Source organism: Specibacter sp. BI4 (genome assembly GCF_056680095.1).
The window spans coordinates 993,067-1,017,564 of record NZ_CM155265.1; the positions used below are offsets into that span (position 1 = coordinate 993,067).

18 protein-coding genes are annotated in these 24,498 nt (G+C 63.8%); 12 read left to right on the forward strand and 6 right to left on the reverse strand.

What is annotated here, in order from left to right; genetic code table 11:
* Positions 1-25: 25 nt before the first annotated feature.
* Entirely contained in the window at positions 26-1,495 is a 1,470-nt protein-coding gene (locus AC1L6K_RS04660) for an FAD-dependent oxidoreductase (protein ID WP_480951560.1), read from the forward strand.
* A 48-nt stretch (positions 1,496-1,543) separates the two neighbouring features.
* Here AC1L6K_RS04660 and AC1L6K_RS04665 read toward each other — a convergent pair whose 3' ends face one another.
* Positions 1,544-2,350: an isocitrate lyase/PEP mutase family protein gene (locus tag AC1L6K_RS04665; protein ID WP_480951561.1), complete on the reverse strand. Its 807-nt coding sequence runs from the start codon at positions 2,348-2,350 to the stop codon at positions 1,544-1,546.
* A 139-nt stretch (positions 2,351-2,489) separates the two neighbouring features.
* Positions 2,490-3,938 carry a PucR family transcriptional regulator gene (locus AC1L6K_RS04670; RefSeq protein WP_480951562.1) on the reverse strand — a complete coding sequence of 483 codons (1,449 nt, stop codon included), beginning with the start codon at positions 3,936-3,938 and terminating at the stop codon, positions 2,490-2,492.
* Positions 3,939-4,080: 142 nt separating this feature from the next.
* On the opposite strand from AC1L6K_RS04670, the gene AC1L6K_RS04675 reads away from it, so the two are divergent.
* Positions 4,081-5,511 carry a gamma-aminobutyraldehyde dehydrogenase gene (locus tag AC1L6K_RS04675; RefSeq protein WP_480951563.1) on the forward strand — a complete coding sequence of 477 codons (1,431 nt, stop codon included), beginning with the start codon at positions 4,081-4,083 and terminating at the stop codon, positions 5,509-5,511.
* Positions 5,512-5,589: 78 nt separating this feature from the next.
* The gene (gene gabT / locus AC1L6K_RS04680) at positions 5,590-6,954 is read left to right on the forward strand and encodes a 4-aminobutyrate--2-oxoglutarate transaminase (protein ID WP_480951564.1); all 1,365 of its coding nucleotides are present in this window, start codon (positions 5,590-5,592) and stop codon (positions 6,952-6,954) included.
* 70 nt (positions 6,955-7,024) lie between these two features.
* Here gabT and AC1L6K_RS04685 read toward each other — a convergent pair whose 3' ends face one another.
* Positions 7,025-8,323 carry a D-alanyl-D-alanine carboxypeptidase family protein gene (locus tag AC1L6K_RS04685; protein WP_480951565.1) on the reverse strand — a complete coding sequence of 433 codons (1,299 nt, stop codon included), beginning with the start codon at positions 8,321-8,323 and terminating at the stop codon, positions 7,025-7,027.
* A 230-nt stretch (positions 8,324-8,553) separates the two neighbouring features.
* Between AC1L6K_RS04685 and AC1L6K_RS04690 the strand changes: the two genes are divergently transcribed.
* Together AC1L6K_RS04690 and AC1L6K_RS04695 are read left to right on the forward strand one after the other, a co-directional pair.
* Positions 8,554-9,651 (forward strand): hypothetical protein, encoded by a 1,098-nt coding sequence (locus tag AC1L6K_RS04690; RefSeq protein ID WP_480951566.1) that lies wholly within the window; start codon positions 8,554-8,556, stop codon positions 9,649-9,651.
* Positions 9,652-9,794: 143 nt separating this feature from the next.
* Positions 9,795-10,616: a universal stress protein gene (locus AC1L6K_RS04695; RefSeq protein ID WP_480951567.1), complete on the forward strand. Its 822-nt coding sequence runs from the start codon at positions 9,795-9,797 to the stop codon at positions 10,614-10,616.
* Positions 10,617-10,637: 21 nt separating this feature from the next.
* Here the strand turns inward: AC1L6K_RS04695 and AC1L6K_RS04700 are convergent, their stop codons facing one another.
* Positions 10,638-12,032 (reverse strand): dihydrolipoyl dehydrogenase family protein, encoded by a 1,395-nt coding sequence (locus AC1L6K_RS04700; RefSeq protein WP_480951568.1) that lies wholly within the window; start codon positions 12,030-12,032, stop codon positions 10,638-10,640.
* 29 nt (positions 12,033-12,061) lie between these two features.
* Entirely contained in the window at positions 12,062-13,039 is a 978-nt protein-coding gene (gene rarD / locus AC1L6K_RS04705) for an EamA family transporter RarD (protein ID WP_480951569.1), read from the reverse strand.
* Between the two features lie 313 nt (positions 13,040-13,352).
* Between rarD and AC1L6K_RS04710 the strand changes: the two genes are divergently transcribed.
* From AC1L6K_RS04710 to AC1L6K_RS04730, 5 genes are all read left to right on the forward strand, one after another.
* Positions 13,353-14,768: an FAD-dependent oxidoreductase gene (locus tag AC1L6K_RS04710; protein WP_480951570.1), complete on the forward strand. Its 1,416-nt coding sequence runs from the start codon at positions 13,353-13,355 to the stop codon at positions 14,766-14,768.
* 252 nt (positions 14,769-15,020) lie between these two features.
* Positions 15,021-16,940, forward strand: a complete 1,920-nt coding sequence (locus AC1L6K_RS04715) for a DUF7927 domain-containing protein (RefSeq protein WP_480951571.1) — start codon at positions 15,021-15,023, stop codon at positions 16,938-16,940.
* A 215-nt stretch (positions 16,941-17,155) separates the two neighbouring features.
* Entirely contained in the window at positions 17,156-19,084 is a 1,929-nt protein-coding gene (locus AC1L6K_RS04720) for a sigma-70 family RNA polymerase sigma factor (protein ID WP_480951572.1), read from the forward strand.
* A 131-nt stretch (positions 19,085-19,215) separates the two neighbouring features.
* The gene (locus AC1L6K_RS04725; protein WP_480951573.1) at positions 19,216-20,721 is read left to right on the forward strand and encodes an amino acid permease; all 1,506 of its coding nucleotides are present in this window, start codon (positions 19,216-19,218) and stop codon (positions 20,719-20,721) included.
* Between the two features lie 38 nt (positions 20,722-20,759).
* Entirely contained in the window at positions 20,760-21,608 is an 849-nt protein-coding gene (locus AC1L6K_RS04730; protein ID WP_480951574.1) for an oxygenase MpaB family protein, read from the forward strand.
* A gap of 44 nt (positions 21,609-21,652) precedes the next feature.
* Here AC1L6K_RS04730 and AC1L6K_RS04735 read toward each other — a convergent pair whose 3' ends face one another.
* Positions 21,653-22,288, reverse strand: coding sequence for a DUF2461 domain-containing protein (locus tag AC1L6K_RS04735; protein ID WP_480951575.1), 636 nt, complete (start codon positions 22,286-22,288; stop codon positions 21,653-21,655).
* A gap of 150 nt (positions 22,289-22,438) precedes the next feature.
* Between AC1L6K_RS04735 and AC1L6K_RS04740 the strand changes: the two genes are divergently transcribed.
* Together AC1L6K_RS04740 and AC1L6K_RS04745 are read left to right on the forward strand one after the other, a co-directional pair.
* Positions 22,439-22,861, forward strand: a complete 423-nt coding sequence (locus AC1L6K_RS04740) for a Fur family transcriptional regulator (RefSeq protein ID WP_480951576.1) — start codon at positions 22,439-22,441, stop codon at positions 22,859-22,861.
* A gap of 65 nt (positions 22,862-22,926) precedes the next feature.
* Positions 22,927-24,423 (forward strand): catalase, encoded by a 1,497-nt coding sequence (locus AC1L6K_RS04745; protein ID WP_480951577.1) that lies wholly within the window; start codon positions 22,927-22,929, stop codon positions 24,421-24,423.
* The last annotated feature ends 75 nt before the right edge of the window (positions 24,424-24,498 follow it).

Here is a 24,498-nt window from a genome sequence, read left to right on the forward strand (position 1 = left end):
TAAGCCCCTTTTGAAACGCATAGAAATGAGCACAGCCGTGTCATCACACACCTCAGCGACGACAGCAGCGCCCGGAACCGCGGAGCGCCCGCTGCGCATCGCCGTCATTGGCTCCGGCCCGGCCGGCGTCTACGCGGCGGACATGCTGACCAAAAGCGCCGACGTGCGTGACGGACTGGTCGTCAGCATCGACCTGTTTGACCGCTACCCCGCCCCGTACGGCCTGATCCGCTACGGTGTTGCGCCGGACCATCCCCGCATCAAGGGCATTGTGAACGCGCTCTACAAGGTGCTTGACCGCGGGGACATCCGCTTCTTCGGCAACGTGGACTACGGCACCGACCTGGCGCTCGAGGACCTGCAGAAGCATTACGACGCCGTCATCTTCGCCACCGGCGCCATCAAGGACGCCGACCTGAACATCCCCGGGATCGAGCTCGAGGGCTCCCACGGCGGCGCCGACTTCGTCTCCTGGTACGACGGCCACCCCGATGTTTCCCGCGAATGGCCGCTGACAGCCAAGGAAATTGCCGTCATCGGCAACGGCAATGTGGCGCTCGACGTTGCCCGTGTGCTGTCCAAGCACGCCGACGACCTGCTCGTCACCGAAATCCCCGACAACGTGTACGCCGGGCTGAAGGCGTCCCCCGTCACCGACGTGCACATCTTCGGCCGCCGCGGCCCCGCCCAGGTGAAGTTCACGCCCATGGAGCTGCGCGAACTTTCGCATTCAAAGGACGTCGACATCGTCCTGTACGAGGAGGACTTCGACTTCGACGAGGCCTCCGATGCCGCCGTCAAGGGCAACAACCAGGTCAAGACCATGGTCAACACGCTCACCAACTGGCTCGTTGAGCAGGATGACGACGCCGCAGACCCCACCACCGGCGCCTCGCGCCGCCTGCACCTGCACTTCCTGCATAGCCCGGTCGAGATTACGGGTGCGGACGGCAAGGTCTCCGGCATCAAGTTCGAGCGCACGGAACTGGACGGCACGGGCAATACGCGCGGCACCGGCGAGTTCATCGACTACCCGGTCCAGGCCGTGTACCGCTCCGTGGGCTACTTCGGCTCGGCCCTGCCGGACGTTGAGTTTGACCACCAGCGCGGCGTTGTCACGAACGACGGCGGCCGCGTGCTGGCAGCCGACGGCACCCACGTGCCGGGCGTCTATGCGACAGGCTGGATCAAGCGCGGACCGGTGGGCCTCATTGGCAGCACCAAGGGCGATGCACTCGAGACCATTACGCACCTGCTCGCCGACCGTGAAGAACTGCCGCTGGCTGCTGTGGCCGCCCCGGAGTCGATCGTCGAGCTGCTGGATTCGCGCGGCGTGGAGTTCACCACCTGGGAAGGCTGGCTGGAACTCGACTCCCACGAAAAGGCGCTGGGTGCTGCCGCTTCGGAGGGCGGCCCCGTGCAGCGCGAGCGCGTAAAGGTTGTTCCCCGCGAAGACATGGTAAGTGTCTCCCGCGGCGCGTCAGTGGTGGGCTGACAGCTCCCGAGCCGCCACGGTGGGCCTGCGCCGGGCGGGGCAAGGTGATTACTCCCCGAGAAGCCCATCGACATTGGGCAGCCGCTCGAATTCGGTGAACGTGCCCTTTTCGGCGATCTCCGTTGCCGCCCGCAGGAAACCAGCCCAGGCGGTGCGCGCGAGCGTGCCGCCCACACTGATGCGCCGCACTCCGAGTCGTGCTGCCTCCGCGACTGTCGTGAAGGGCGCATTGATCAGGAGGTTCACCGGCTTGGGCACCACTGCGGCGACGATGGCGCTGACATGGTCGGCTGAGTCGATGCAAGGTGCGTAGAGGCAGTCGGCGCCGGCGTCGGCATAGGCGCGGAGCCGCCGGATTGTTTCGTCGATGTCCGGACGGCCGCACACAAAACCTTCGGAGCGGGCAGTGAGCACGACGGCGGTTCCGCTTTCATCGATCGCCTGCCGCGCGGCGCGGATGCGCGCTACGGCCAGCTCGAATTCGAAGAGTGGATCGTCGTGGTCTCCCGAGGCGTCCTCGATGGACAGCCCCGCGATCCCGGTGGCCACGGCCCGGGTGACGTTTGCTGCGACAGCGGCAGGAGCAATGGCGTAGCCACCCTCGAAGTCCGCGTTCACCGGAATGTCGACGGCATCAACGACGGCGGCAAGGTGCGTGAGCACCTCGTCGATCGTGGCTTTTCTGTCGGGGCGGCCCATCGTCCAGGCGAATCCGGCACTGGTGGTTGCCAAGGCTGGAAAGCCCAGCTGTTCCAGGGCCCGCGCACTCCCGAGATCCCACGGATTCGGCATGACGAAGCACCCGTCGGAGTGCAAACGGCGGAACTCGGCGATCCGATCATGGGAAACAGTCATGCCGCACCTCTCCAACAGAAAGTCCTCAAAACACTACGCGCAGTGCAATGCCCCGGCAAGGGGGCAGCATGACTGGTGTCAGCCCATGTCCTGGCGGCCGGATGCCGAGCAGCCCGCAGCGCGTGCCCAGAACAAGGCATCAGGCCGGCGGGGACAACCTGCGCACTGCCAGGGCCAGCCACAATTGCACCCTGTCGGGCGTCAGCGCAGGGTCGTAGCCGGTGAGCTCTGCGATCTGGGTGAGCCGGTAGCGGACGGTGTTCCTGTGCAGGGCCAGGGTCTCGGCAACGGCGGCCACGGAACCATTGAGCCGCAGATAGGTTTCCAGGGTGTCGACCAGCTCGGCACCATGGGCCGCGTCGAAGTCAGTGAGCGGACCCAACGCTTCAGAAGCCATGTCGGCCATGGGCACGTCCTCACTGGCCAACAGCAGCGAAGTGAGGCTCAACCGCTCCGGAACATTCACCTCCATGCCGCGTGAAGCAGCCTCGCGGGCTTCAAAATAGCTCCAACGCAAGCCGTTGGCCTGCGAATATGCGCCACCAATTCCCACCGGGGCAGTGATGCCAATGTTGTGCATCTGGTGGCTCAGGGCCCTGCCCAGGACTGCCGGGTCACCTGCCTGGGTGGGGACCACAAGCAGCAGTTCATGCCGGCCTTCGGAACTGACGGTGGCGGCAACTGCGGTTTCCAGCCCAGCCGGCAGCGAAATTGTTGCAAGGGTGGGGAACTTGGTTTCTTCCGTGCTCACGATCAAGACAAAGTTCTTGGCTGCCGGGGAAATGCCCAAGTTCTCCAGCCGGGCTGCTGAATCGGCAGCTTCCAGGGTGCCCCTGACGATGTCGGCAATGACCTGCCCTGCTATTTGGCGTGCACTTTGCCGCCGTTGGACCAGATTGTTCAGTTCGATGCTGATGAGCCCGCGGGCATAGTCGACAATCCCGTCGTCGTGGAAGGGATTGCGCAGCCACAAGGTGCTGGCGTCGCGCTTTCCCGTCGACAGTGCAACTGCGAGCCAGGCGCCCTCGGCCGGGTTGGCGTCCACGGACGTTGCCGCAATTTCCCCGCCGTATTGGGTGACGACCACGTCCGCTGCCACCATTGACGACAGCTTCTTCAGCAACGCCGGCAGCCCGCCACCTGTCAGCAGTGCCCGGGCCAGCACCTGGTGTTCGCGCAACAGCCGTTCCAACTTGGTGTAATGATCAGAGGAACGGGCATCTGCAACCAGCTTGCCGATGGCAATGAACGGCGTGCTGTAGGGGACCTCAACCACCGGCACCGCCCAACGGTTCGCCTCTGCGATGAGTGCCGGCGGCACTGCCGCATGTTCAAAACCGATGCCAAAACCAATGCCGACGGCGCCAGCCCGCTTGATCTGCCGGACAAAGGAACGCTGGGCATCGGCGGTGCTCTGCCGGGCACCGGTGGTCAGGACCAGCTCGCCACCGCTGAGGAACGACTGCGGATTCTCAAGTTCTGTGACGGCAACCCAATCGATGGCTGCCGTCAGCGGTGTTCTGGTTGAACCCAGATTCTGCAGGTGCAGGGCCTGGGTGCCTAAAAGGTCTGCCAAGGAAAGTGCCATGCATCAACTATACAAACGCACTACGAAGAATAAGGGCAATGGTGCAGTTGGCTATTCGCTTGGGAGTCGTTCCGGGCTTAGGCTGTCGCATATGCGGTGCGTCGTCCGCACCGCCCACACCGAGCTAAAGAGGTTGAACACTGTGGTCCAAACCTTGCAGAACTTCATCAATGGAGAATTCGTCCCCGTCACCGGGCCCGACTCCCTGGACATCGTCAATCCCAGCAACGGCGAAATAGTTGCCAAGGCGCCCATCTCCAGCCAGGCCGATGTGGATGCCGCCATGGACGCGGCGGCAACTGCCTTCAAGACGTGGAAGCATGCCACCCCGGGGCAGCGCCAAAGTGTGCTGCTGAAGCTGGCGGATGCTGTTGAAGCCCGCAGCGACGAGCTCGTTGAGGCGCAGCACCGCAATACCGGCCAGGTAAGGCAGATGATCGCTGATGAGGAAGTCGCGGCAGGCGCGGACCAGCTGCGTTTCTTTGCCGGCGCTGCCCGCCTGCTGGAAGGCCGCTCCGCCGGTGAGTACATGGAGAATTTCACCTCCTATGTGCGTCGCGAACCCGTTGGTGTCATTGCCCAGGTAACTCCGTGGAACTACCCCTTCCTGATGCTCATCTGGAAGATTGGGCCGGCACTTGCAGCGGGCAACACAGTCGTGGTGAAACCCAGTGACACCACCCCTGAAAGCACGCTGGTCTTTGCCGACATTGCCAAGGACATTGTCCCTGCGGGCGTCCTGAACTTTGTGTTGGGCAACGGTGCCACGGGTGCGGCCATGGTTGAGCACAGGACTCCGGCCATGGTTTCCATCACCGGATCCGTCCGCGCAGGCATTGCTGTCGCCACGGGTGCCGCCAAGGGCCTGAAACGTGCCCACCTGGAACTCGGCGGCAAGGCCCCTGCCATAGTTTTTGCCGACGCCAACCTCGGGAAGACGGCGCAGGAAATTGCCGAGTACTCCTTCTTCAACGCCGGCCAGGACTGTACAGCCATCACCCGCGTGCTGGTGCAGGAATCCGCCCACGACGAGTTCGTCAGCGCGCTGGCCATCGCGGCAAAGGGCCTGGAAACAGGCAACGAGGACGATTCCAAGAACTACTTTGGCCCGCTCAACAACGTCAACCACTTCAACGCGGTGGTCAAGGTTGTTGAAAACATCCCCGAATACGCAACAGTTGTCACCGGCGGAAAGCGCGTGGGTGAGAAGGGCTTCTTCTTCGAACCCACAGTGGTCGACGGCGTGAAGCAGACTGACGACATTGTCCAGCAGGAAACCTTTGGCCCAGTCATCACCGTGCAGTCGTTCAAGACCGAGGAAGAGGCAGTCGAGCTGGCCAACGACGTCGAATACGCCCTGGCATCGAGTGTCTGGACGTCAAACCACGGCGTGGCCATGCGGGTCTCGCGCGATCTGGACTTTGGTGCCGTGTGGATCAACACCCACATCATGCTCACGGCCGAGATGCCCCACGGCGGGTTCAAGCAGTCGGGCTACGGCAAGGACCTGTCCATATACGGCGTCGAGGACTACACCCGGATCAAGCACGTCATGAGCAACCTGGACGCCTAGCACCACAACCTTTTTGCTCCGGCCGCCACGGCCGCGCCAAAAAACGGCTTGAATTTCACCACTTTGAAAGGAATGTCCATGTCAGATATTCAGTACCGCCTTGCCCAAAAGCGCCAGATTCTGGGGGCATTTCCCGGACCGAAGTCCACAGCCCTCGACGTCAGGCGCAAGGCCGTAGTCGCCGGCGGCGTCGCCTCCAGCGTGCCGGTCTATGTTGCCGACGCCGACGGCGGCATCCTCACGGACGTTGACGGCAACTCCTTCATCGACCTGGGTTCCGGCATCGCCGTCACCTCGGTCGGTGCATCGGATGCCAACGTTGTTGACGCCGTCCGCGAGCAGGTCGGCCATTTCACGCACACCTGTTTCATGGTCACCCCTTACGAAAGCTACGTTGCGGTCGCCGAGGAACTGAATGCGCTGACCCCCGGCACGCACGAGAAGCGCACTGTCCTGTTCAACTCCGGGGCCGAAGCTGTCGAGAACGCCGTGAAGGTTGCCCGCCTGGCCACCGGCCGCGACGCCATCGTTGCCTTCGACCACGCCTACCACGGCCGCACCAACCTGACCATGGCCCTGACAGCCAAGGCCATGCCGTACAAGACCAACTTTGGTCCGTTCGCACCCGAGATCTACCGGGTGCCGATGAGCTACCCGTACCGCGAAGAAGCCGACATCAAGGGCGAGGACGCAGCCCGCCGCGCCATCTCCATGATCGAGAAGCAGATCGGTTCGGACTCTGTCGCGGCCATCCTGATCGAGCCGATCCAGGGTGAGGGCGGCTTCATCGTCCCGGCCGACGGATTCCTGCCGACATTGGCCGCCTGGGCCAAGGAAAACGGCGTCGTCTTCATAGCCGACGAGGTGCAGTCCGGATTCTGCCGCACCGGCGAGTGGTTCGCCAGCCAGCACGAAGGTGTTGTCCCCGACATCATCACCATGGCCAAGGGCATCGGCGGCGGATTGCCGCTGAGCGCCATCACGGGCCGCGCAGACCTGATGGATGCAGTGCACCCCGGCGGCCTGGGCGGCACCTACGGAGGCAACCCCATCGCGTGTGCGGCAGCCCTGGCAGCCATCAAGACCATGAAGGAGCACGACCTCAACGGCCGCGCCACCAACATCGAGCGCATCGTCACCGACCGCTTCAAAGCACTCGTGAAAGAAATGGGCGAAGCCGGCATCATCGGTGAAATCCGCGGCCGCGGCGCCATGATGGCCATCGAACTGGTCAAGCCCGGCACGGGGCACACCACCAAGGAAGTCAACGCGGAGGCAGCCAAGGCGATCGCCGGCGCCTGCCTGCAGGCCGGGGTCATCATCCTGACCTGCGGCACCTACGGCAACGTCATCCGCTTGCTCCCGCCGCTGGTCATCGGCGACGAACTGCTCAACGACGGCCTGGACGTGCTCGTGGACGCCATCCGCGCAGCAGCAGCATAGCCGCTTCTGAGGTGCGACGGCGGCACCCCGGTTGGGCTTTGGCTCACCCGGGGTGCCGCTTTTGCTTTGGTCAATACGATGGCGCCGCGGCGAGGCCGAAGTACTGCTCCAGTGTTTGGAAGCCGCGATTGTGCATGTCGGTGGCCGTCCGGATGCCAATATAGCGCAGGTGCCAGGGCTCGTACGTGTAGCCGGTGGTCCAATCATTGCCCCACGTGTAGCGGATGATGAAGCCGTACCGCCAGGCGTGGTTCCTGACGAACTGACCGGCGGGCGTGTTTTCAAAGCACGCCTGCAGGGAGCAGGCCCCGTTCGGATTGCCTACGTCCATGACCAGGCCGGTTTGGTGTTCGCTGTACCCCGGACGTGCGGAGATGGTGTCTGCCACGGCCCGCCCGTACTGCGACACGTAGTAGTTATAAAGGCCGGCCTGCGTCTCGTAGGAGCGGAAGCCGCTGACGGTGGTGACAGGCACGCCCGCCGCGGATGCGCCGGAGACCAGCTGTGACATTTGCCGGGCTGCTTCGCTGCGCATGAGCTGGGAGCCGACCCAGGCCAGGTCAGGCGGCGTTTGATTGATGGGCCAATTGGGCCGGCGCTTGTTGACCACCACGCCGACGCTGGAGGAATAGGGGTTGACGCTGACACCGGCAATTGTTGGCCACGTGATGGTGCCGCCTTGGAAGTACTGGATGCAACTTAACGGCGCCCCGCCGCAACGCTCGTCACTGGAGGGATAGCCCAGCGGGCTGCGTTCGTAGCCCATCTGGACCCATTTTGCGCCGATGCCGCCGTGGACCGGGTAGGAACCCACGGATGGCTGCCAGTAGACGTAGCCGCCCTGGTATTTTTGCACGCAGCCTCCGTTGACGAGGGTGCAGTTTTCACCGCTGATGGGATAGCCGAGGGGGCCGCGCTCGGCGCCTGTCCGGTCCCATGTGGCCCCGATCCCGCCGGCGACCGGGTTGGCGCCGGCGCCGGGCTGCCAATAGATGCGGCCACCCTGAAAGGTCTGCACGCAGCCGCTGTTGACGAGGGTGCAGCTTTCGTCCGTTTTGGGAAAACCGAGGAAGCCGCGTTCCCAATTGAATGCTGCCCACCGCCCGGCGATGGCGCCAGTGGCGATGTGCGCCCCGGTGCCCGGGGACCAATAGATGCTGCCGTTGCGATAAGCGCGGTAGCAGCCCCCTTGCGGCAGCGAGCAGCGCAGCGGGGTGATGGCGTAGCCAAGGTGCGGGTTCGCCGCATGCTTCGCGGCGATGGAGCCATTGTCGGGCGTTGCCGCCGTGGCGGCGCCGGGCACCGCCAGGGCGGTTCCGGCCATGGCGAGAACAGCCATCACCGTAAGCGCCAATCGCTTCATTTTCATGGGTGGACCGCCCTGTCCGTTGCACGCTGATTTTTTGACCCTAGGCCGATTCCGATGGCAGGGCAAGAGGGAGGGACCGGATTCAATTGCCCGCAACCAGGAACGACGGCGGCGCCCCGGCCGGACTTGCGGCCCACCGGGGTGTGGCCCCAAGCCCGGCAAGAATGCGCGGCGCCGGTAGGTAAGCTGGGCAGCAGCATTCTCTATTACCTACGGCACATTGGGGTGGCATGGCTGCGAGACAGTTTGACGATCGTTATCCGGCGATGTTCCAGCCCGGAGGGGACGGGGCCGGCGTGCCGTCCGGGACTGTTGCCGAGACCAGCGCAGCGGCCGGGGTCCCACGGCGGGAATCACGGCTGTCCGCCCGGGAACCGGAAACCCTGGTGGTTCCCGAGGCCGAGCACGACCAAGAACACGAGGCCGAAGCTGAACACCCCGGCCCGGCACCGACGCCGGCACCCCAGCAATTCCCGGCGCCGGTGGCGGCTGATTCCGCCGAGTGGCCGGCCTGGCGCTGGCCGCTGCCCCTGGCCGCCGCCGTCGTGATGATTGCCGGGGGCCTGTTTTCCCTGACGGCGCAGTATTGGCTGCCGGCGGCCAACACTGTGGACTCGGCGGCATACCCCACATTCAACCTTCAGCCCTGGGGCCAAATCATTCCCCAGGCAGCACCCGCCCTGCTGGGCACCGGCATCGGCATCCTTGGCGCGCTGCTGTTCCTCGCTTCCCGCAGGCATGCGTCCGCAGAGCCGGTGCTCCGAGCCGTGTTCGGCTTGCTGGCGCTCGCCGTGGGTGTGGCCGGCTGGGTGTTTTTGTTTGCGACGGCCTTGTTTCCCGAGATCATGTACCAGGGGGAATCCGACTATGCGGAACGGACGCAGACGCCGTGGACGTATTTGGTGATGCCTGTGGGCACCTGGCTGCTTGCCCTGGCCTTGCTCATGCTGGCGGTGTTGTCCGTGGTGCCGAAGCGGGCCGGCTGGCCTGATGATGAAGTGCACTCGTCCGGCGCCCGTCCCTCGGCCAGGCGTGCGCTGTGGTTTGGGGCTGCCACGGCTGCAGCGGGACTGTGTGCCTTGTTCGCGCCCTACCTGTTCCCACTGGCAACGGGAATCGTCACCATCGAAGTCTCCTCGGGAGCAACCTTTGGTCAGGCGGGCTGGGCCGTCATGGCCCAGTTCCTTGTCCCGCCCCTGCTGCTCGCGGGACTCGTGGTCCTTGCCTGGGCAGTCCTGAGCCTCGCGCTCACGCCCCGCCGCGACGCGGGTGAACCGGGGACGGAACTGGACGGGTCCGGCGTCGTCAATGTGGATGGGGCAGCCTGAACCAAGGGACGGCGAATGACTGTCCGGGCGCCCTGACGTCCGGCCCTGTTCTGAAGGACCCGGCCGCTGTACAGTCAGTGCTACGAACGCCCCGCGGGACGCAGCGTTGTGCTGCGGCCAGGGGCCTGCCGAAGGGTTTGTTCATGAAATATGTAGTCGGATACCGGCCTGATGAGCGAGGCGCCGACGCCGTTGCCCTTGCCGGCGTCATCGCCAAAACCCAGGGTGCCGAGCTGCACCTCGTCCATGTGGTCCACAATGGGAAAACGGCTGCTGCCGGGGTTGAAAAGCAGGCCATGTCCCTGGTGCCAGACGGCGTCACTGCCACTTTTTCCACCCGGGTTGCCGACTCGTTTGTGCACGGGCTCAGTGCCGCGGCCACGGAAGACAATGCCGCGCTAGTAGTTGTCGGCGCCGCCAGCAACGGGCTGTTCAAGCGGTTCACAGTTGGCTCGGTGGCCAACGGCCTGCTGCACGCCTCGCCGGTTCCGGTGGCACTTGCCCCGCGCGGCTACAACCGCAGGGACCCGCTCACCCGGCTCACCGTCATGACCGGAATGCGGGAAGGCTGGCAGGCAGTGCTCGACGTCGGCACCACCGCCGCCGGGAGGCGCCACGTGCCGCTGCGGCTGGTTTCAGTGGTCGAGATCGACCAGCTGGAACAGTCGGACTTTGACCTTGCCAACGCGTTGAGTCCGGCCAAACAGCACGTGAACACTGTGCTGACCGAGGCGGCCGCCAAACTTCCCGACAACAAGGTCACCGTCACGCTTGCCCACGGCCGCAACATTGAAGAAGCCATCGACGGGATTGGCTGGAAGTCCGGCGAACTTGTCATTGTCGGTTCCAGCCGCCTGGCCGAGCACCGCAAGATCTTCCTCGGGTCCACTGCCAACAAGATCCTGCGGGCGCTGCCGGTGCCCATGGTCGTGGTGCCGCGCGACTTCCAGGCGCAAGGCATTTAAACGGGCGTCGGGGCGGCTGCGTCATTGCGCCAGGAAGGCGTCGCTGAACAACAGCTGCAGCCCTTCCGCCATCGTCGGGTGGGCGATGACAGCGTCCCGCAGCCGCTGGTACGGGAGCTTGCCGAGCATGGCCATCTGGACGACGGCGATCACCTCACTGGTTTCATGGCCCAACAATGACACGCCCAGAATCTGGTCGGTGCCCCGTTCCACAACAGCTTTCCAGGTGCCATCCAGCTGGCCAACGGTGCGTGCCCGGGGAATGGCGGAGACAGGCATGATTGCCACGCGGACGTCGTGTCCGGCTGCCCTGGCCGCTGCCTCGGACAAGCCGACGCGGCCCAGCTCGGGTGTGGTGAAAACGCAGTAGGGAATGAGCCGGTCCCTGGTGCTTTGCAGCGTCCCGTCCGGTCCCGCCGCCAGGTTGGCCTTCAGGATCCTGTAATCGTTCCAGGACGCGTGCGTGAATTGGGGTGTCCCGGCGACATCACCGGCCGCCCACACACCCTCGGCAGTGGTGCGCAGGAAGTCATCCACTGTGACCAGGCCCCTGTCTGTCAATTCGACGCCGGCAGCGTCAAGTCCCAGCCCCGCCGTGACAGCTTCGCGCCCCACGGCAACCAAAATCTCCGCAGCCGTGGCCTGTGTGCCGTCGGAGAGCGACACCGTGACGGTGCCATTGGCCCGGGACACCGATTCCGCCGCGACGCCCAACCGCACCGAGACGCCGTCGGCCTCCAGCGCGGCAGCAACAGCCGCAGACACCTCGGCGTCCTCTCGTGGGAGCAGCATGCCGGCGCGCTGCACCACTGTGACGGCGACGCCCATGATGGCGAGCATCGAGGCAAACTCGCAGCCGATGTAGCCGCCGCCCAGGATGACGATGCTGGGGGGAAGTTCGGCCAGGGCCAAAATGGTGGTGCTTGTCAGGGGCGCCGCCGCGCGCAGGCCGGGCAGCTCAGGGACAAGCGGCACCATCCCGGTGTTGACCACAACATTGGTGCCGGAGAGCGTGCGGAGGGTGCCGTCATCGGCCGTCACCTCAACCGTGCGCGGTGCGGTGAAGCGGGCCTGGCCAATCACCAGGTCCATGCCGGAGCCCAGGAACGACTTGCGCTGGCCGGCCACCATGGTGCCGACGACGTCCTCCTTTCGGGCGCGCAGCAGACCGATGTCAATGGCGGGGGAGCCGGGGACGGAAAGGCCAAATTCGGCGGCCCTGCGCGTTAGAGCCAGCAGCCGGGCGCTGTTGACGAGGGTCTTGGTGGGGATGCAGGCGACGTTGATGCAGGTGCCGCCGATCATGCCGCGTTCCACCATGGCCACCCGTCGGCCGGCTGCCGCCAGGTCCATGGCCAGGGACTTGCCCGCCTTGCCGCCGCCCACCACCAACAGGTCGAAAGTCTCGGTTTCCATGACTGTACCTTTCCTCGGGAGCGTTAAGGCTAAGCTACGGCATATTTTCGTATTCGGGATGTGCGGCGGTGGGCCAGGAGCATGTCGGCGATCAAGATGGCCAGGGCCACCCACACGATGGCGAAACCGATCCACCGTTCGTAGCTCATGTGTTCCCCAAGCAAGGTGATGGCCATGATGAACTGGATGAGCGGGGTCATGAACTGCAGCAGCCCGATCCCTGTCATGGACAGCCGGCTTGCGGACGCTCCAAAGAACAGCAGGGGGACGGCGGTGACGATGCCGGTTGAGGCAAGCAGCCAAAAGTGCCCGGCGCCCATCCCTGTCAGTGTTGCCTGGCCCATGGTTGTCACAATAACCATGGCGGCGATGGCGAGCGGGGTCAGCACTGCTGTTTCAACGCTGAGGCTGGTGATGGCGTCGACCTTGCCGCCGACCCGGTTTTTGACAAATCCATAGCTGCCGAAGCTGAACGCCAGCACCAAGGCAATCCACGGCAGCTTGCCGTAGCTGAAGGTCAGCACCACAACTGCTGCGAAGCCCACTCCGACTGCCGTCCACTGCAGCGGCCGGAGTTTTTCCTTCAGGACCAGGACACCGATCAGCACGGAAACCAGCGGGTTGATGAAGTAGCCGAGGGAGGCCTCAATGGCGTGGCCGGTGGTCACGGCAAAAACATAGGTCAGCCAATTGACGGCTATCAGCAGGCCGGCCACGCTCAAGGTGCCCATGATGCGCCGGTTCTTGACGGCAGTGGCAATTTTTCCCCAGCCGCGGCTGACTGTGATGATCAAGGCGCAGAAGACCACTGACCAGACCACGCGGTTGGCAACAATTTCAATGCTGTTGGCGGGGACCAGCCAGGTGAAGTAAATGGGCATCATGCCCCACAGCCCGTACGCGCCAACGCCGTACAGCGTTCCCGTCGCGCCCCGGGACCGCACGGGCCTGCCCGTCGTCAGCTGCTTGCGGGGGCCGGGTGATGTTTGGGGTTCGCTTCGTGTCACAACCCCATAACAACACTGATGGCCAAGATAATCCATCTCCACTTGGAAGCGACTGGACCGGTGGACAGGCCCGGCACGCCAGGCCGCTGCCCAATCGCGGCCAGCCGTTCCCGTTAAGCCGCGGATCCGCGGTAAAATCACCGACGGGGCATGGGCCCGTGAGTGGTTGGTCACTTTCATTCGCAGGCCCTTACGGACCTCGCATGTTGGCAATTAGACTACTTAAGTGGTGCTTAATTAGCGCCTCCCTGTGCAACAGTTGATGCAGAGTTGCTGTCAACGTTGCGATTCACGGTTCGGAAGGACTTCTTTCTTGGCTAACTTGAGCGCCACCCGCCCATTCCGCGTCGCCATCATTGGGTCCGGCCCGGCGGGCGTCTATGCGGCAGACATATTGACGAAGTCCCAGGAAGTGTCCGGCGGCGACGTTCAGGTCAGCATCGATATTTTTGAGTCCCAGCCGGCTCCCTACGGGCTGATCCGCTACGGTGTGGCGCCCGACCACCCCCGGATCAAGGGCATCATGAACGCCCTCCACAAGGTCCTGGACCGCGGGGACATCCGCTTCTTCGGAAATGTCACGTACGGCCGCGACCTGACGCTCTCCGACTTGCGCAGCTTTTACGACGCCGTCATTTTTGCCACGGGTGCCACCAGGGACGCCAACTTGGCCATCCCGGGAGTCGAGCTGGACGGCTCCTACGGCGGCGCGGACTTTGTCTCCTGGTACGACGGCCACCCCGATGTTTCCCGCGAGTGGCCGCTGCACGCCAAGGAAATCGCCGTCATCGGCAACGGCAACGTGGCCCTTGACGTGGCCCGGGTCCTGTCCAAGCACGCCGACGACATGCTCGTCACCGAAATCCCTGACAACGTCTACGCCGGGCTGAAGGAATCGCCCGTCACTGACGTGCATATTTTTGGCCGCCGGGGCCCGGCCCAGGTGAAGTTCACACCGTTGGAATTGCGGGAGCTCTCGCACTCCCGCGACGTGGACATTGTCCTCTACGACGAGGACTTCGACTTTGACGAAGCCTCCGACGCTGCCATCAAGAGCAACAACCAGGTCAAGATCATGGTCAACACGCTCACCAACTGGTTGGCGGAAGAGCACGACGAGAACCGGGTTCCGGCGTCGCGCCGCCTGCACCTGCACTTCCTGCACACGCCTGTTGAGATCACAGGCACCGATGGGCACGTCACTGGAATCAAGTTTGAGCGCAACGAACTGGATGGCACCGGCAACGTCCGCGGCACGGGCGAGTTCATCGACTACCCGGTCCAGGCCGTCTACCGGGCAGTCGGCTACTTTGGTTCTGAGCTGTCCGAGGTGGATTTTGACGCCCGCCGCGGTGTCATTCCGAACGACGGCGGACGCGTGCTCGGTGCCGACGGCGCCCAGGTGCCCGGCCTGTATGCGACGGGCTGGATCAAACGCGGGCCGGTTGGCCTGATCGGCAGCACCAAGGGCGACGCCCTCGAGACCATCGGCTGCCTCCTGGAAGACCGGCTTGGCCTTCCGCTTGCGCAGCATCCCGGTGAAGCTGAAATCGTGGAGTTGCTGGAATCCCGCGGCATTGACTTCACCACGTGGGAGGGCTGGAACAGGCTTGACGCCCATGAGAAGCACCTGGGCGCCTGCTACGTGCCGGCACCCGGGTTGGAGATCACCCGCGAGCGCGTGAAGGTTGTGGACCGCGAGCAGATGGTGAACATCTCCAAGAAATAGCAGCCGCCAGCCGCAGGATGGATTCTTGCGGCAGCTGACACACGTTGTGGCCCAAAACCGCCGGTTTGGGGCCACAACCATTTGGCGGACACCTCTTCCGGGAAGGAGGCCCGAAAAACCAGTGACTCTTTTTCGCGTCATGAACCACTGTGGCGGCGCTCCCTCTATGTGACTCAACCGGAAATGCGGTTGTCGTATGGGGAAAGTTGTTTGCTGCTCATGTTGAGAAAAAATCTTTGGCGGGGACGGAAAATGGCCGGGGCTGTTGCAGCCGTTGCCGTGGCTGGATCATTGGCCGCAAGTGCCTTGCCGGCGTTTGCCAGTCCGGAATTGCCCGCGCCGGCACCAGCCCTGGCGGGTGCAAGCGTCTCGCCCAACCCGGAACTGCCGCAGAAATGCGGGCTGAACCTGGCCATGGTCTTCGACATGTCCGCGTCGATGGGCAACTCCGACGTCGACACGGTCAAGGACGCCAGCACCGCAGCCGTTTCGGCGCTGCAAGGCACAGCGACCACGATGGGCGTCTACAGTTTCGCGACCTTTGCACAGCAGGAGCTGGCCGCCACCTCGCTGGCCTCCGCACAGGGAACCGGCAGCGTCACCAGCAGCATCAACGCCCTGGTCCGTCCCAGCGACACGCAAACCTGGCATGGGGGCACCAACTGGCAGCAGGGCCTGAACATCGTCCCTGCAAGCACCTACGACGGTGTTATCTTCTTCACCGACGGCGACCCAACTTTCTATGGGCCCGCACCACTGAATGAGCGCGAAAACGGGGTCAGCGGAAACGGTGGCACCGGCCAAGGAGGCAACGCCAACATCGCGGCCTCGCTAGAAGCTGCCATCCCCGAGGCCAACAGGCTCAAGGAGGCCGGAACACGCATCGTCAGTGTGGGCGTTCCGGGTACGAACGCGGACCGCCTGGCCAAGATCTCCGGACCGGTGGCCGGTTCCGACTACTTCACCACCAACTATGACGAGTTGGCCAACATCTTGAAGGGCATTGCCACTGCAGGCTGCTCCGGCACGCTGAACGTGAACAAGGCTGTTGAAGCCTTTGACTCCACGGAAACCACACCCGGCGAGGGGTGGGTCTTTGACGCCGCAGCCGAAGGGGACGAACCGGCAGTCCTGACCACCGGAGCCAACGGACAGGCCGGCATGACCCTGGACTTCCCCGCAAAGGAACCGGTCAAGGTCACCATCAAGGAACGCCAGCAGCCCGGCTACACGGTGGTGGCGAAGGACGGTTTCAACGCCGTCTGCACCCGTGACGGACAGCCGCTCGAGGTGACCAACACGGACGACACCGGAAACGTCGGCTTCGAGGTCACCGCGGAAGCCGGCACCATCACCTCCTGCACGGTGACAAACAAGGCCCCCGCTACGGCCTGGACCATGGAAAAGACCTCTGAAACCGAAGGAACCGTCAACCCAGGTGACACGATCAGCTACACGGTTGAAGCCACCAACACCGGGGAAGGAACCGTTGACGGCATCACTTTCCGTGATGACCTGTCCGATGTCCTGGACGATGCAGCGTTTGTCAGCGGATCGGCAATGCTCGTCGTGGACGGCGGCGCAGCCACGGCCGTCGATGACCCTGCCGGCACGCTTCTCGCCGCAGGCCCGTTCAGCCTTGCCAACAGTGCCACGGCAACCCTGAGCTATCAGGTCCGGGTCAATGATGACGCCTACGAGGCAACACTGACCAATGCGGTCACAGGCGCCGGTACAGTTCCCCCGGCCCAGTGCGTGGAAGCGAAACCGTGCACCACCACGGACATCGTGCCACCCAAGCCGACGCCGACCGAGACGCCGACGCCCATGGTGACTGAGACGCCCGCAGTGACCCCGACGCCCACGGTGACTGAGACGCCCACGGTGACCCCGACCCCAAACCCGACTGAGGCTCCCAAGGAAACGCCGGAACCCACTGCAACAGCTACGGAAACCAAGGTTCCCACCTCCATCGCCCCGGCGACCACAGAAGGGGCGGCCACGACCGCGCCGGTGGCAGGTCCGGCGTCGAACACGGCAACAGCCTCTGCTCCAAACAACGACTTGGCGGTCACTGGAGCCGGCAATTCACTGCCGCTGCTTATGGGTGGTCTGTTCCTGGCTGGCGGGGCCCTGATGCTGCTGGTCCGCCGCGTCCGCCGCACGCACTAGGCGCTGGCGCGCATCAGCCATCGCACCGCCGGGGGCTGCCCACTGGATAGCAGTGGGAGCCCCCGGACTGTTGTCTTTAAGGACGAAAAAGATTCTTCAAAATGTTATCTATTTTCGCGTCATGATTTGGCATTCTGCGCTCTCAGGCGGGCAATCGTGGCTGGGTAGACTGACGAAAGTTGTTTGAGCGGCGCTCAACGAAGGGACGGGGCAGCATGGCCGACAAGACCACCGATATGATTGACGGTGCCGGGGACGCACACACCAGCGACGAAGAGTTGATTGAAAAAGTGCGAGACGGCAATGCTGAGGCATATGCCGGCCTGTACGAGCGCCATGTGGACGCCGCTCGGGCAACCGCCAACAGCCACGCACGCAATTCCAGCGATGTGGCCGACCTGGTGGCCGAGGCCTTTGCCAACGTCCTGGCAGCAATCCAATCCGGAAACGGCCCCACGGTGTTTTTCCGCGCGTACCTGCTCACCACGCTGCGGCGGCTGGCAAGTGCCAAGCGTGCAGCCGATGGAAAACAAGTGGCCGTTGACGACCTTGAAACGGTCATGGAGGGGGAAGCCGGCGGCGACTCGGTCGTGGCAGCCTTTGAAAAGGACGTCGTGAGCCGGTCCTTCAGGGATTTGCCTGAACGGTGGCAGGCTGTGCTCTGGTACACCGAGGTCGATGACATGGCACCTGCCGAGATTTCGCCCATGCTTGGCATTACGCCCAATGCCGTGGCCGCCTTGGCGGTGCGGGCCCGTGAGGGGCTCAAGCAGGCCTATTTGCAAAACCACATTGCAGCCGTTGCGAGCAGTTGTGCCGAGTACTCCAAGAACCTGGGTGCCTACGCCCGTGACGGACTGACCCGGCGCCGCAAGGCAAAGGTTGCAGCGCACCTGCAGGGCTGCCTCCGCTGCAGCGAAATGCTGCTGCACATTGAGGACGTCGGATTTGGCATGCGCACCATCATCTTCCCGGCGGTCGCAGGCCTGGCCTTCGCCTGCGAAGAAATTGCCAAGGGTGCGACGTATGCTGCTGCCCCGCTGCTTGCAGAAGGCACCCCAGCCGTGGGTGCCGGCGGGGTCGGCGTTGGCGGCGCAGGCGCTGGATCCGCAAGTTTAGGTTCCGTGGGGTTGGCGTCTGCCGGTCTTGGTTCCGCAGGAATCGGTGCTTTCATGACGGCTTCTGCGGTAGGCGTTGTGCTGCTGGGGGCAGTGGTGGCTTCCGCGGTTGGGCCACCCCGCGTCGATGGGCATGGCAAAGACGCCGGCCCACTCCCGACGGGCACCACTGTCAGCGCCCCTGCCGCCGAAACGCAGCGCCCTCCGGCCGGGACTGGTTCACCAGATGTGGCCCGGGTGACGGCCAATACACCGTCCGCCGCCCCGCATGTCCCTGCCCAGATGCATATTTCCACAGTTCCGCCGGACCCGGACCACCTGCTGGTCACGACTGAGGGTACACAGCTGGGCCCGCCACCGGAAGCGTCGGCTCCCACCGCCACACCCGCTCCCGGGCCGGCGCCGTCGAAGCTGCCCGAAACGGCTGCCCCGCCGATGCCTTCCCAACCGGTCGCGGAGCCTTCGGCCCCGGTAACAACGCCAAAGCCTGATCCAACACCAACCCAGGCTCCAACGCAGACTCCAACGCAGGTCCCAACGTCTGCGCCAACGACTGCCCAAGTGCCGGCCCCTACACCCACATCAACGCAGGCTCCTACGTCTACGCCAACGCAAGCCCCAACGACTGCCCAAGTGCCGGCCCCAACGCCCACGTCAACCCCGGATACCGAGCCAACGTTCTCGGTAACCGGGAGCATGCGCTCCCAAACGGCCGTGGAAACCGTGCTTGAGCTGGAGATCTCCAGCACCGGGACCGATCTGGACAACCCGAGGGTCTCGTTCAACGTTCCGCGGCTCTGGATGGGAATGCCTGTGGTGGTGACCCCGCCGGCAGAATGGAGCTGCGTTGACTCGGCGACGATTCTCACGGCCGGCAGCACCTGCACGGTCACTCGATGGGCCGGGACGGCGGGCGCCTTCACGCTCCGTGTGCCCACGCCCAGCGTCCTGCAGGGATATCCGGTGGAAATCAGCATCTCGGCCAGGGACGCGGCGGTCTTCAACGGCTGGCTCTGGTTCAAGTAGTGCGGACCGTGGCGCAATATGACGCTTCAGAAGTCTCATATTTTGAGATGAAATCTTTGAAATTGATGAGATCTGCTAATGCCTCGCTAATGTGTAGGAGTTGAAAAATGTCCGACGATTAAGCGGTATTCATGAACTTGTTCCGAATTAAATCAATTGAACACTCCCTTGCTGACGCCGAAGCGCCCGGTCAGGGACTGAAGCGTTCCCTGAGTGCCTGGGATCTGATGATCATGGGCATCGCCGTCGCCGTTGGCGCAGGCATCTTCTCGGTGGGAGCCGATGCCGCCGCCAACCATGCGGGCCCGGCAGTTTCCGTCTCCTTTATCCTGGCCGCAGTCACCTGTGCCCTGGCCATCATGTGTTACGCGGAATTTGCCACAGCCATTCCCGTGGCCGGCAGTGCCTACGTGTTCACCTACGCCACGGTGGGCGAGCTCCTGGCCTGGATCATTGGCTGGAACCTGATCCTGGAACTGCTCATGGCCGCGTCGGTGATTGCCAAATACTGGGGCATTTACCTGAGCAACTTCTTCGAGGCGGTCAACCTCAACGTGCCGTCCAACATCGCCCTCGGGCCAGTGACCATGTACTGGGGGCCGCTGGTTGTGGTTTCCATCTTCACATTCGTCCTGGTCATGGGCACCAAGCTGGCGGCACGCATCAACAATGTCTTCACCTTGATCAAGATCAGCATCGTCCTCTTCGTGATCGTGGTTGGTTTCTTCTACGTCAAGATGGAGAACTACCAGCCCTTCGTCCCACCGTCCCAGCCGGCCCCGGCCACCAGCGCATCGTGGCAGGAGCAGCCCTTCCTGTCCATGCTGACCGGTGCCGAACCGTCCATGTACGGGTTTGCGGGCATTGTCTCCGGCGCGGCGCTGGTGTTCTTCGCGTTCATTGGCTTTGATGTCGTCGCCACCAGTGCTGAGGAAGTCAAAAACCCTGGCAAGACGCTGCCCCGAGGCATTTTTGCCGGGTTGGCGGTCACGGCAGTGTTGTACATTCTCGTAACCCTGGCCGTGACCGGCATGGTCTCGTATGAGGACCTCGCCAAGGTCGCGGATCCCTCCCTGTCGACGGCGTTTTCCCTGGTCGGTGCCGAATGGGCCGTGGTGGTCATTTCCCTCGGGTCACTCATTGGCCTGACCACCGTCATCATGGTGCTCCTGATGGGCCTGGCCCGGGTCATGATGGCCATGAGTCGTGACGGCCTGCTTCCGCGGGCGCTGAGCAAGACCTCCGTGAAGCACGCCACCCCGGCCCGCACGCAGATCCTCAGCGGCGTCCTCGTTGCCTTCCTGGCCGGCTTCACGCCCGTGGAAGTGCTCAGTGAAATGATCAACATCGGCACGCTCAGTGCCTTCGTGATGGTCAGCATTGGCATCCTGGTGCTGCGCCGCAAGCGGCCCGACCTCAAGCCCGCCTTCCGCGTGCCGTTTGGCCCCGTCATCCCGGTGCTCTCCGCCCTGCTGTGCATTTACCTGATGCTCAACCTGGCCACATTGACCTGGCTGTTCTTCGCGGTCTGGCTGGCCGTGGGGCTGGTGGTCTACTTCAGCTACGGGCATTGGAATTCCAGGCTGCGCCGCGACGAGGCTGCAATTCCGGAGCCCGTTCCGGCCACGCTGAAGTAAGGCTGCGCTGTCGCTCAGTCTGTGTCACGCTGGAAGGCATGAACAGCATGCTCCGGAAAGAACCCACGACCCAGAAATCCGGCAACACCGGGAACGGCCGGTCCGGCACGGGGCAGTGTTCAAAAACGTTCGCGGACATTGCCCCGGAATCGGTTCTGCTGGCCGGCGCCGGCCGGGCCATCTTGCTCCAGCTCGCCCACCCGGCCGTGGGTCATGGTGTGGCCCGGCATTCGAGTTTCGCCACGGATCCGCTCAAGCGCCTGCACGGCACCCTTAGTTACATATACGCACTGAGCAACGGCACGCCGAAGCAGCGGAAGTTCGTGCAGGCGCAGGTGCAGCGCGCACACCTGCCCGTGAAATCTGCGGGTTCTCCGGATGTACCCGCGTACGACGCCTCAGATGCGCAGCTGCAATTGTGGGTGGCCGCCACCTTGTACGAGTCGGCTTCCCAGGCGTACGACGCCGTATTCCCGACTCTTTCTGAGGCCGACGCGGAATCGGTGTACCGAAGCTACGCCGTGCTGGGCACGGCGCTGGGCATGCCGGCAGGACTCTGGCCCGCCACCCGCGCTGATTTTGCCGCCTACTGGGATCGGCAGCTGGAACAGCTCAGCGTGAACGGCACGGTTCGTGCCGTGGCGCAGGAACTGCTGGCGGCCGCGAATGCACCCCTCTGGGTCAAGTCCCTCATGCCGCTGGCCAGGTTCCTGACCGCAGGCATGCTGCCGCCGACCGTGCGGGACATGTACGGGTTCGTCTGGTCGCCGCGGAAGGAACGGACCTTGCAGGCGCTGTTTGGTGCGGTGTCGGTCCTGGTGAAGGTGCTTCCGCGAACGGTCCGCCACGCACCCATGCACTACTACCTCGGACGCATCCCGGCCTGACCGGCCGGTGGAGAAGCCTGCTAGGTGGTGCTCGGACGAGGGGCTCAGGGAGCGGCATGGCGAACGATCCAATCGACCAAGGGGCGCAACCGGTCCCAGAAATCGGACACCGCATCCACGGCGAATTCCGAATCCATCCAGTCTGGCACGCCCAGGTGTATTGAGGCGCTGAGCGTTTTGTATCTGAGCAGGGCACCCCGTGGATGGTCCCGCTCGAATCCGCGCGGCACCGTCTTGAGCAGCTGGCCCTCGAGGGTGAATCCGGCGGATTCCAGCGCATCCATGATGCCTGCAAGTGCGCCGCCGCTGACAGAGGCGTCCACGCCCGCCCGGTAGCGGGACAGCTGGGCCGGCGGGAAGGAGCGGCACCCGCCGCCAATCAGCAGTCCGCCAGCGTCAACTTGCAGGTAAAACCCCACCCCCTCGTGGTGCCCGGCGAACAGGCCCTGCGCAGTTTTGTACGGGCCGCCCCGGGATGCAAATCGCATGTCCCGGTACGGCCGGAAAATTCTGCCGGGGCCGAAGCTGGGTTCCAGCCCGCGCAGGAGCGCCGCAAGCGGTGCCAGCACGTCGGCGTCGTAGCTGTCCTTGTGCAGCAGCCACCACTGCCGGTTGTTGTTGCCCTCAAGCGCGGCATAAAACTCAATTGCTGCCGCGGGAATTCCGCCAAAAGTGTCCATGCGACGAGCCTATGGACGCGGCTGGAACGGCACTAGTGGCGCATGGCCATCTGTGCACGGGACCCCAACGGGCCTCCGCTGTGGAGGAATAAACACGCCCCCATCCGCAAATTATTGGACTCAGTCCAGAAAAGCTGACAGTATTGAGCCATGGTTGAAGAGCGGAAATTTGAGGAGATGTTGCGGGCAGTTTCACTGCGCGTGACCCGTCCTCGCGTTGCCGTTCTTGGTGCAGTCAGTGCGGCGCCGCATGCGGATGCCGACACCATTATTGGTGTCGTTCGCATGGAGTTGGGCAGTGTTTCCAAGCAGGCCGTCTACGACGTGCTGGCGGCGCTGGTTGAAACCGGCCTGGTGCGCCGCATTGAGCCTTCGGGCTCGCCTGCCCGCTTTGAAGCCCGGGTGGGTGACAACCACCACCACGTGGTGTGCCGCATTTGCGGGAACATCGCAGATGTGGACTGTGCCGTCGGTGAGGCGCCCTGTCTCCATGCCTCAAACAGCCACGGTTTTGCCATTGATGAGGCCGAGGTCATTTATTGGGGCACCTGTCCCGATTGCATGCCTGGCTGATTGCACGGCCGAAAGACTTATGAATTGTTTTAATGTCGAACACCACGAAGGAGCGATAAATAAAGATGACTATCGAAAACACCGCACCCCTGACAACCGCAGCAGGTGCGCCCGTTGCCAACAATCAGGACAGCCTCACGGCCGGACCCCGCGGCCCGATGCTGCTGCAGGATGCCTGGTTCCTTGAGAAGCTCGCCCACTTCAGCCGCGAGGTCATCCCCGAGCGCCGCATGCACGCCAAGGGCTCCGGCGCCTTCGGCACCTTCACCGTCACCAATGACATCACCAAGTACACGCGCGCCAACATCTTCTCCGAGGTTGGCAAGCAGACGGAAATGTTCGCCCGTTTCTCCACGGTTGCCGGTGAGCGCGGCGCAGCAGACGCAGAGCGCGACATCCGCGGCTTCTCCGTGAAGTTCTACACCGAAGAGGGCAACTGGGACCTGGTTGGCAACAACACCCCGGTGTTCTTCTTCCGTGACGGCTTGAAGTTCCCCGACTTGAACCGCGCCGTCAAGCGCGATCCCCGCACCAACCTGCGCAGCGCCGAGAACAACTGGGACTTCTGGACCAACCTCCCCGAATCCCTGCACCAGGTCACGATCGTCATGTCAGATCGCGGCATCCCTGACGGTTACCGCCACATGCACGGCTTCGGCTCGCACACCTTCTCCCTGATCAACGCCGAAGGCGAGCGTTTCTGGGTCAAGTTCCACCACGTCACCCAACAGGGCATCAAGAACCTGAGCGACGGGGAAGCCGGCGCCGTGGTTGCTGCCGACCGCGAGTCCAGCCAGCGCGATCTGTTCGATTCGATCGAGAACGGTGACTTCCCGAAGTGGAAGCTCAAGGTTCAGATCATGCCCGAGGCCGATGCTGAGACGTACAAGTACCACCCGTTCGACCTCACGAAGGTCTGGTCCAAGAAGGACTACCCGCTGATCGAGGTTGGCGAGTGGGAACTGAACCGCAACGCAGAGAACTACTTCGCCGACGTCGAGCAGGCAGCATTCTCACCCGCGAACGTGGTTCCCGGCATCAGTTTCTCCCCGGACCGCATGCTGCAGGCGCGCCTGTTCTCCTACGGTGACGCCCAGCGCTACCGCCTCGGTGTCAACCACCACCAGATTCCGGTGAATGCGGCCAAGAACTCCGTCAACACGTACCACCGCGACGGCCAGGGCCGCGTTGACGGCAACCAGGGACGCACCCCCGGCATCGAGCCGAACTCCTACGGCCGCTGGCAGGAACAGCCCGCCTACGCCGATCCGGCACAGGCCGTTGGCGCCGTTGCCGACCGTTTCAACTATCGTGAAGACGATGCCAACTACTTCGAGCAGCCCGGCATCCTGTTCCGCGAGAAGATGACTGACGAGCAGCGCCAGGTGCTCTTCGAGAACACCGCCCGTGCCATTGATGGAGCCTCCGAGGCCACCATCGAGCGCCACATCTACAACTGCACCCAGGCCGATCCGGCCTACGGCGCAGGAGTGCGTGCGGCCATTGACGCCCACCAGGCCGGCAAGATCTCGGCCCTGGACGCCGTCTCAGAATCCGTCTAGCAAACACGAACTGCCCGGAAGTAGCCGCCATGGCTGCTTCCGGGCAGTTCTTCGTTAACCCACGACGGCGGTCCG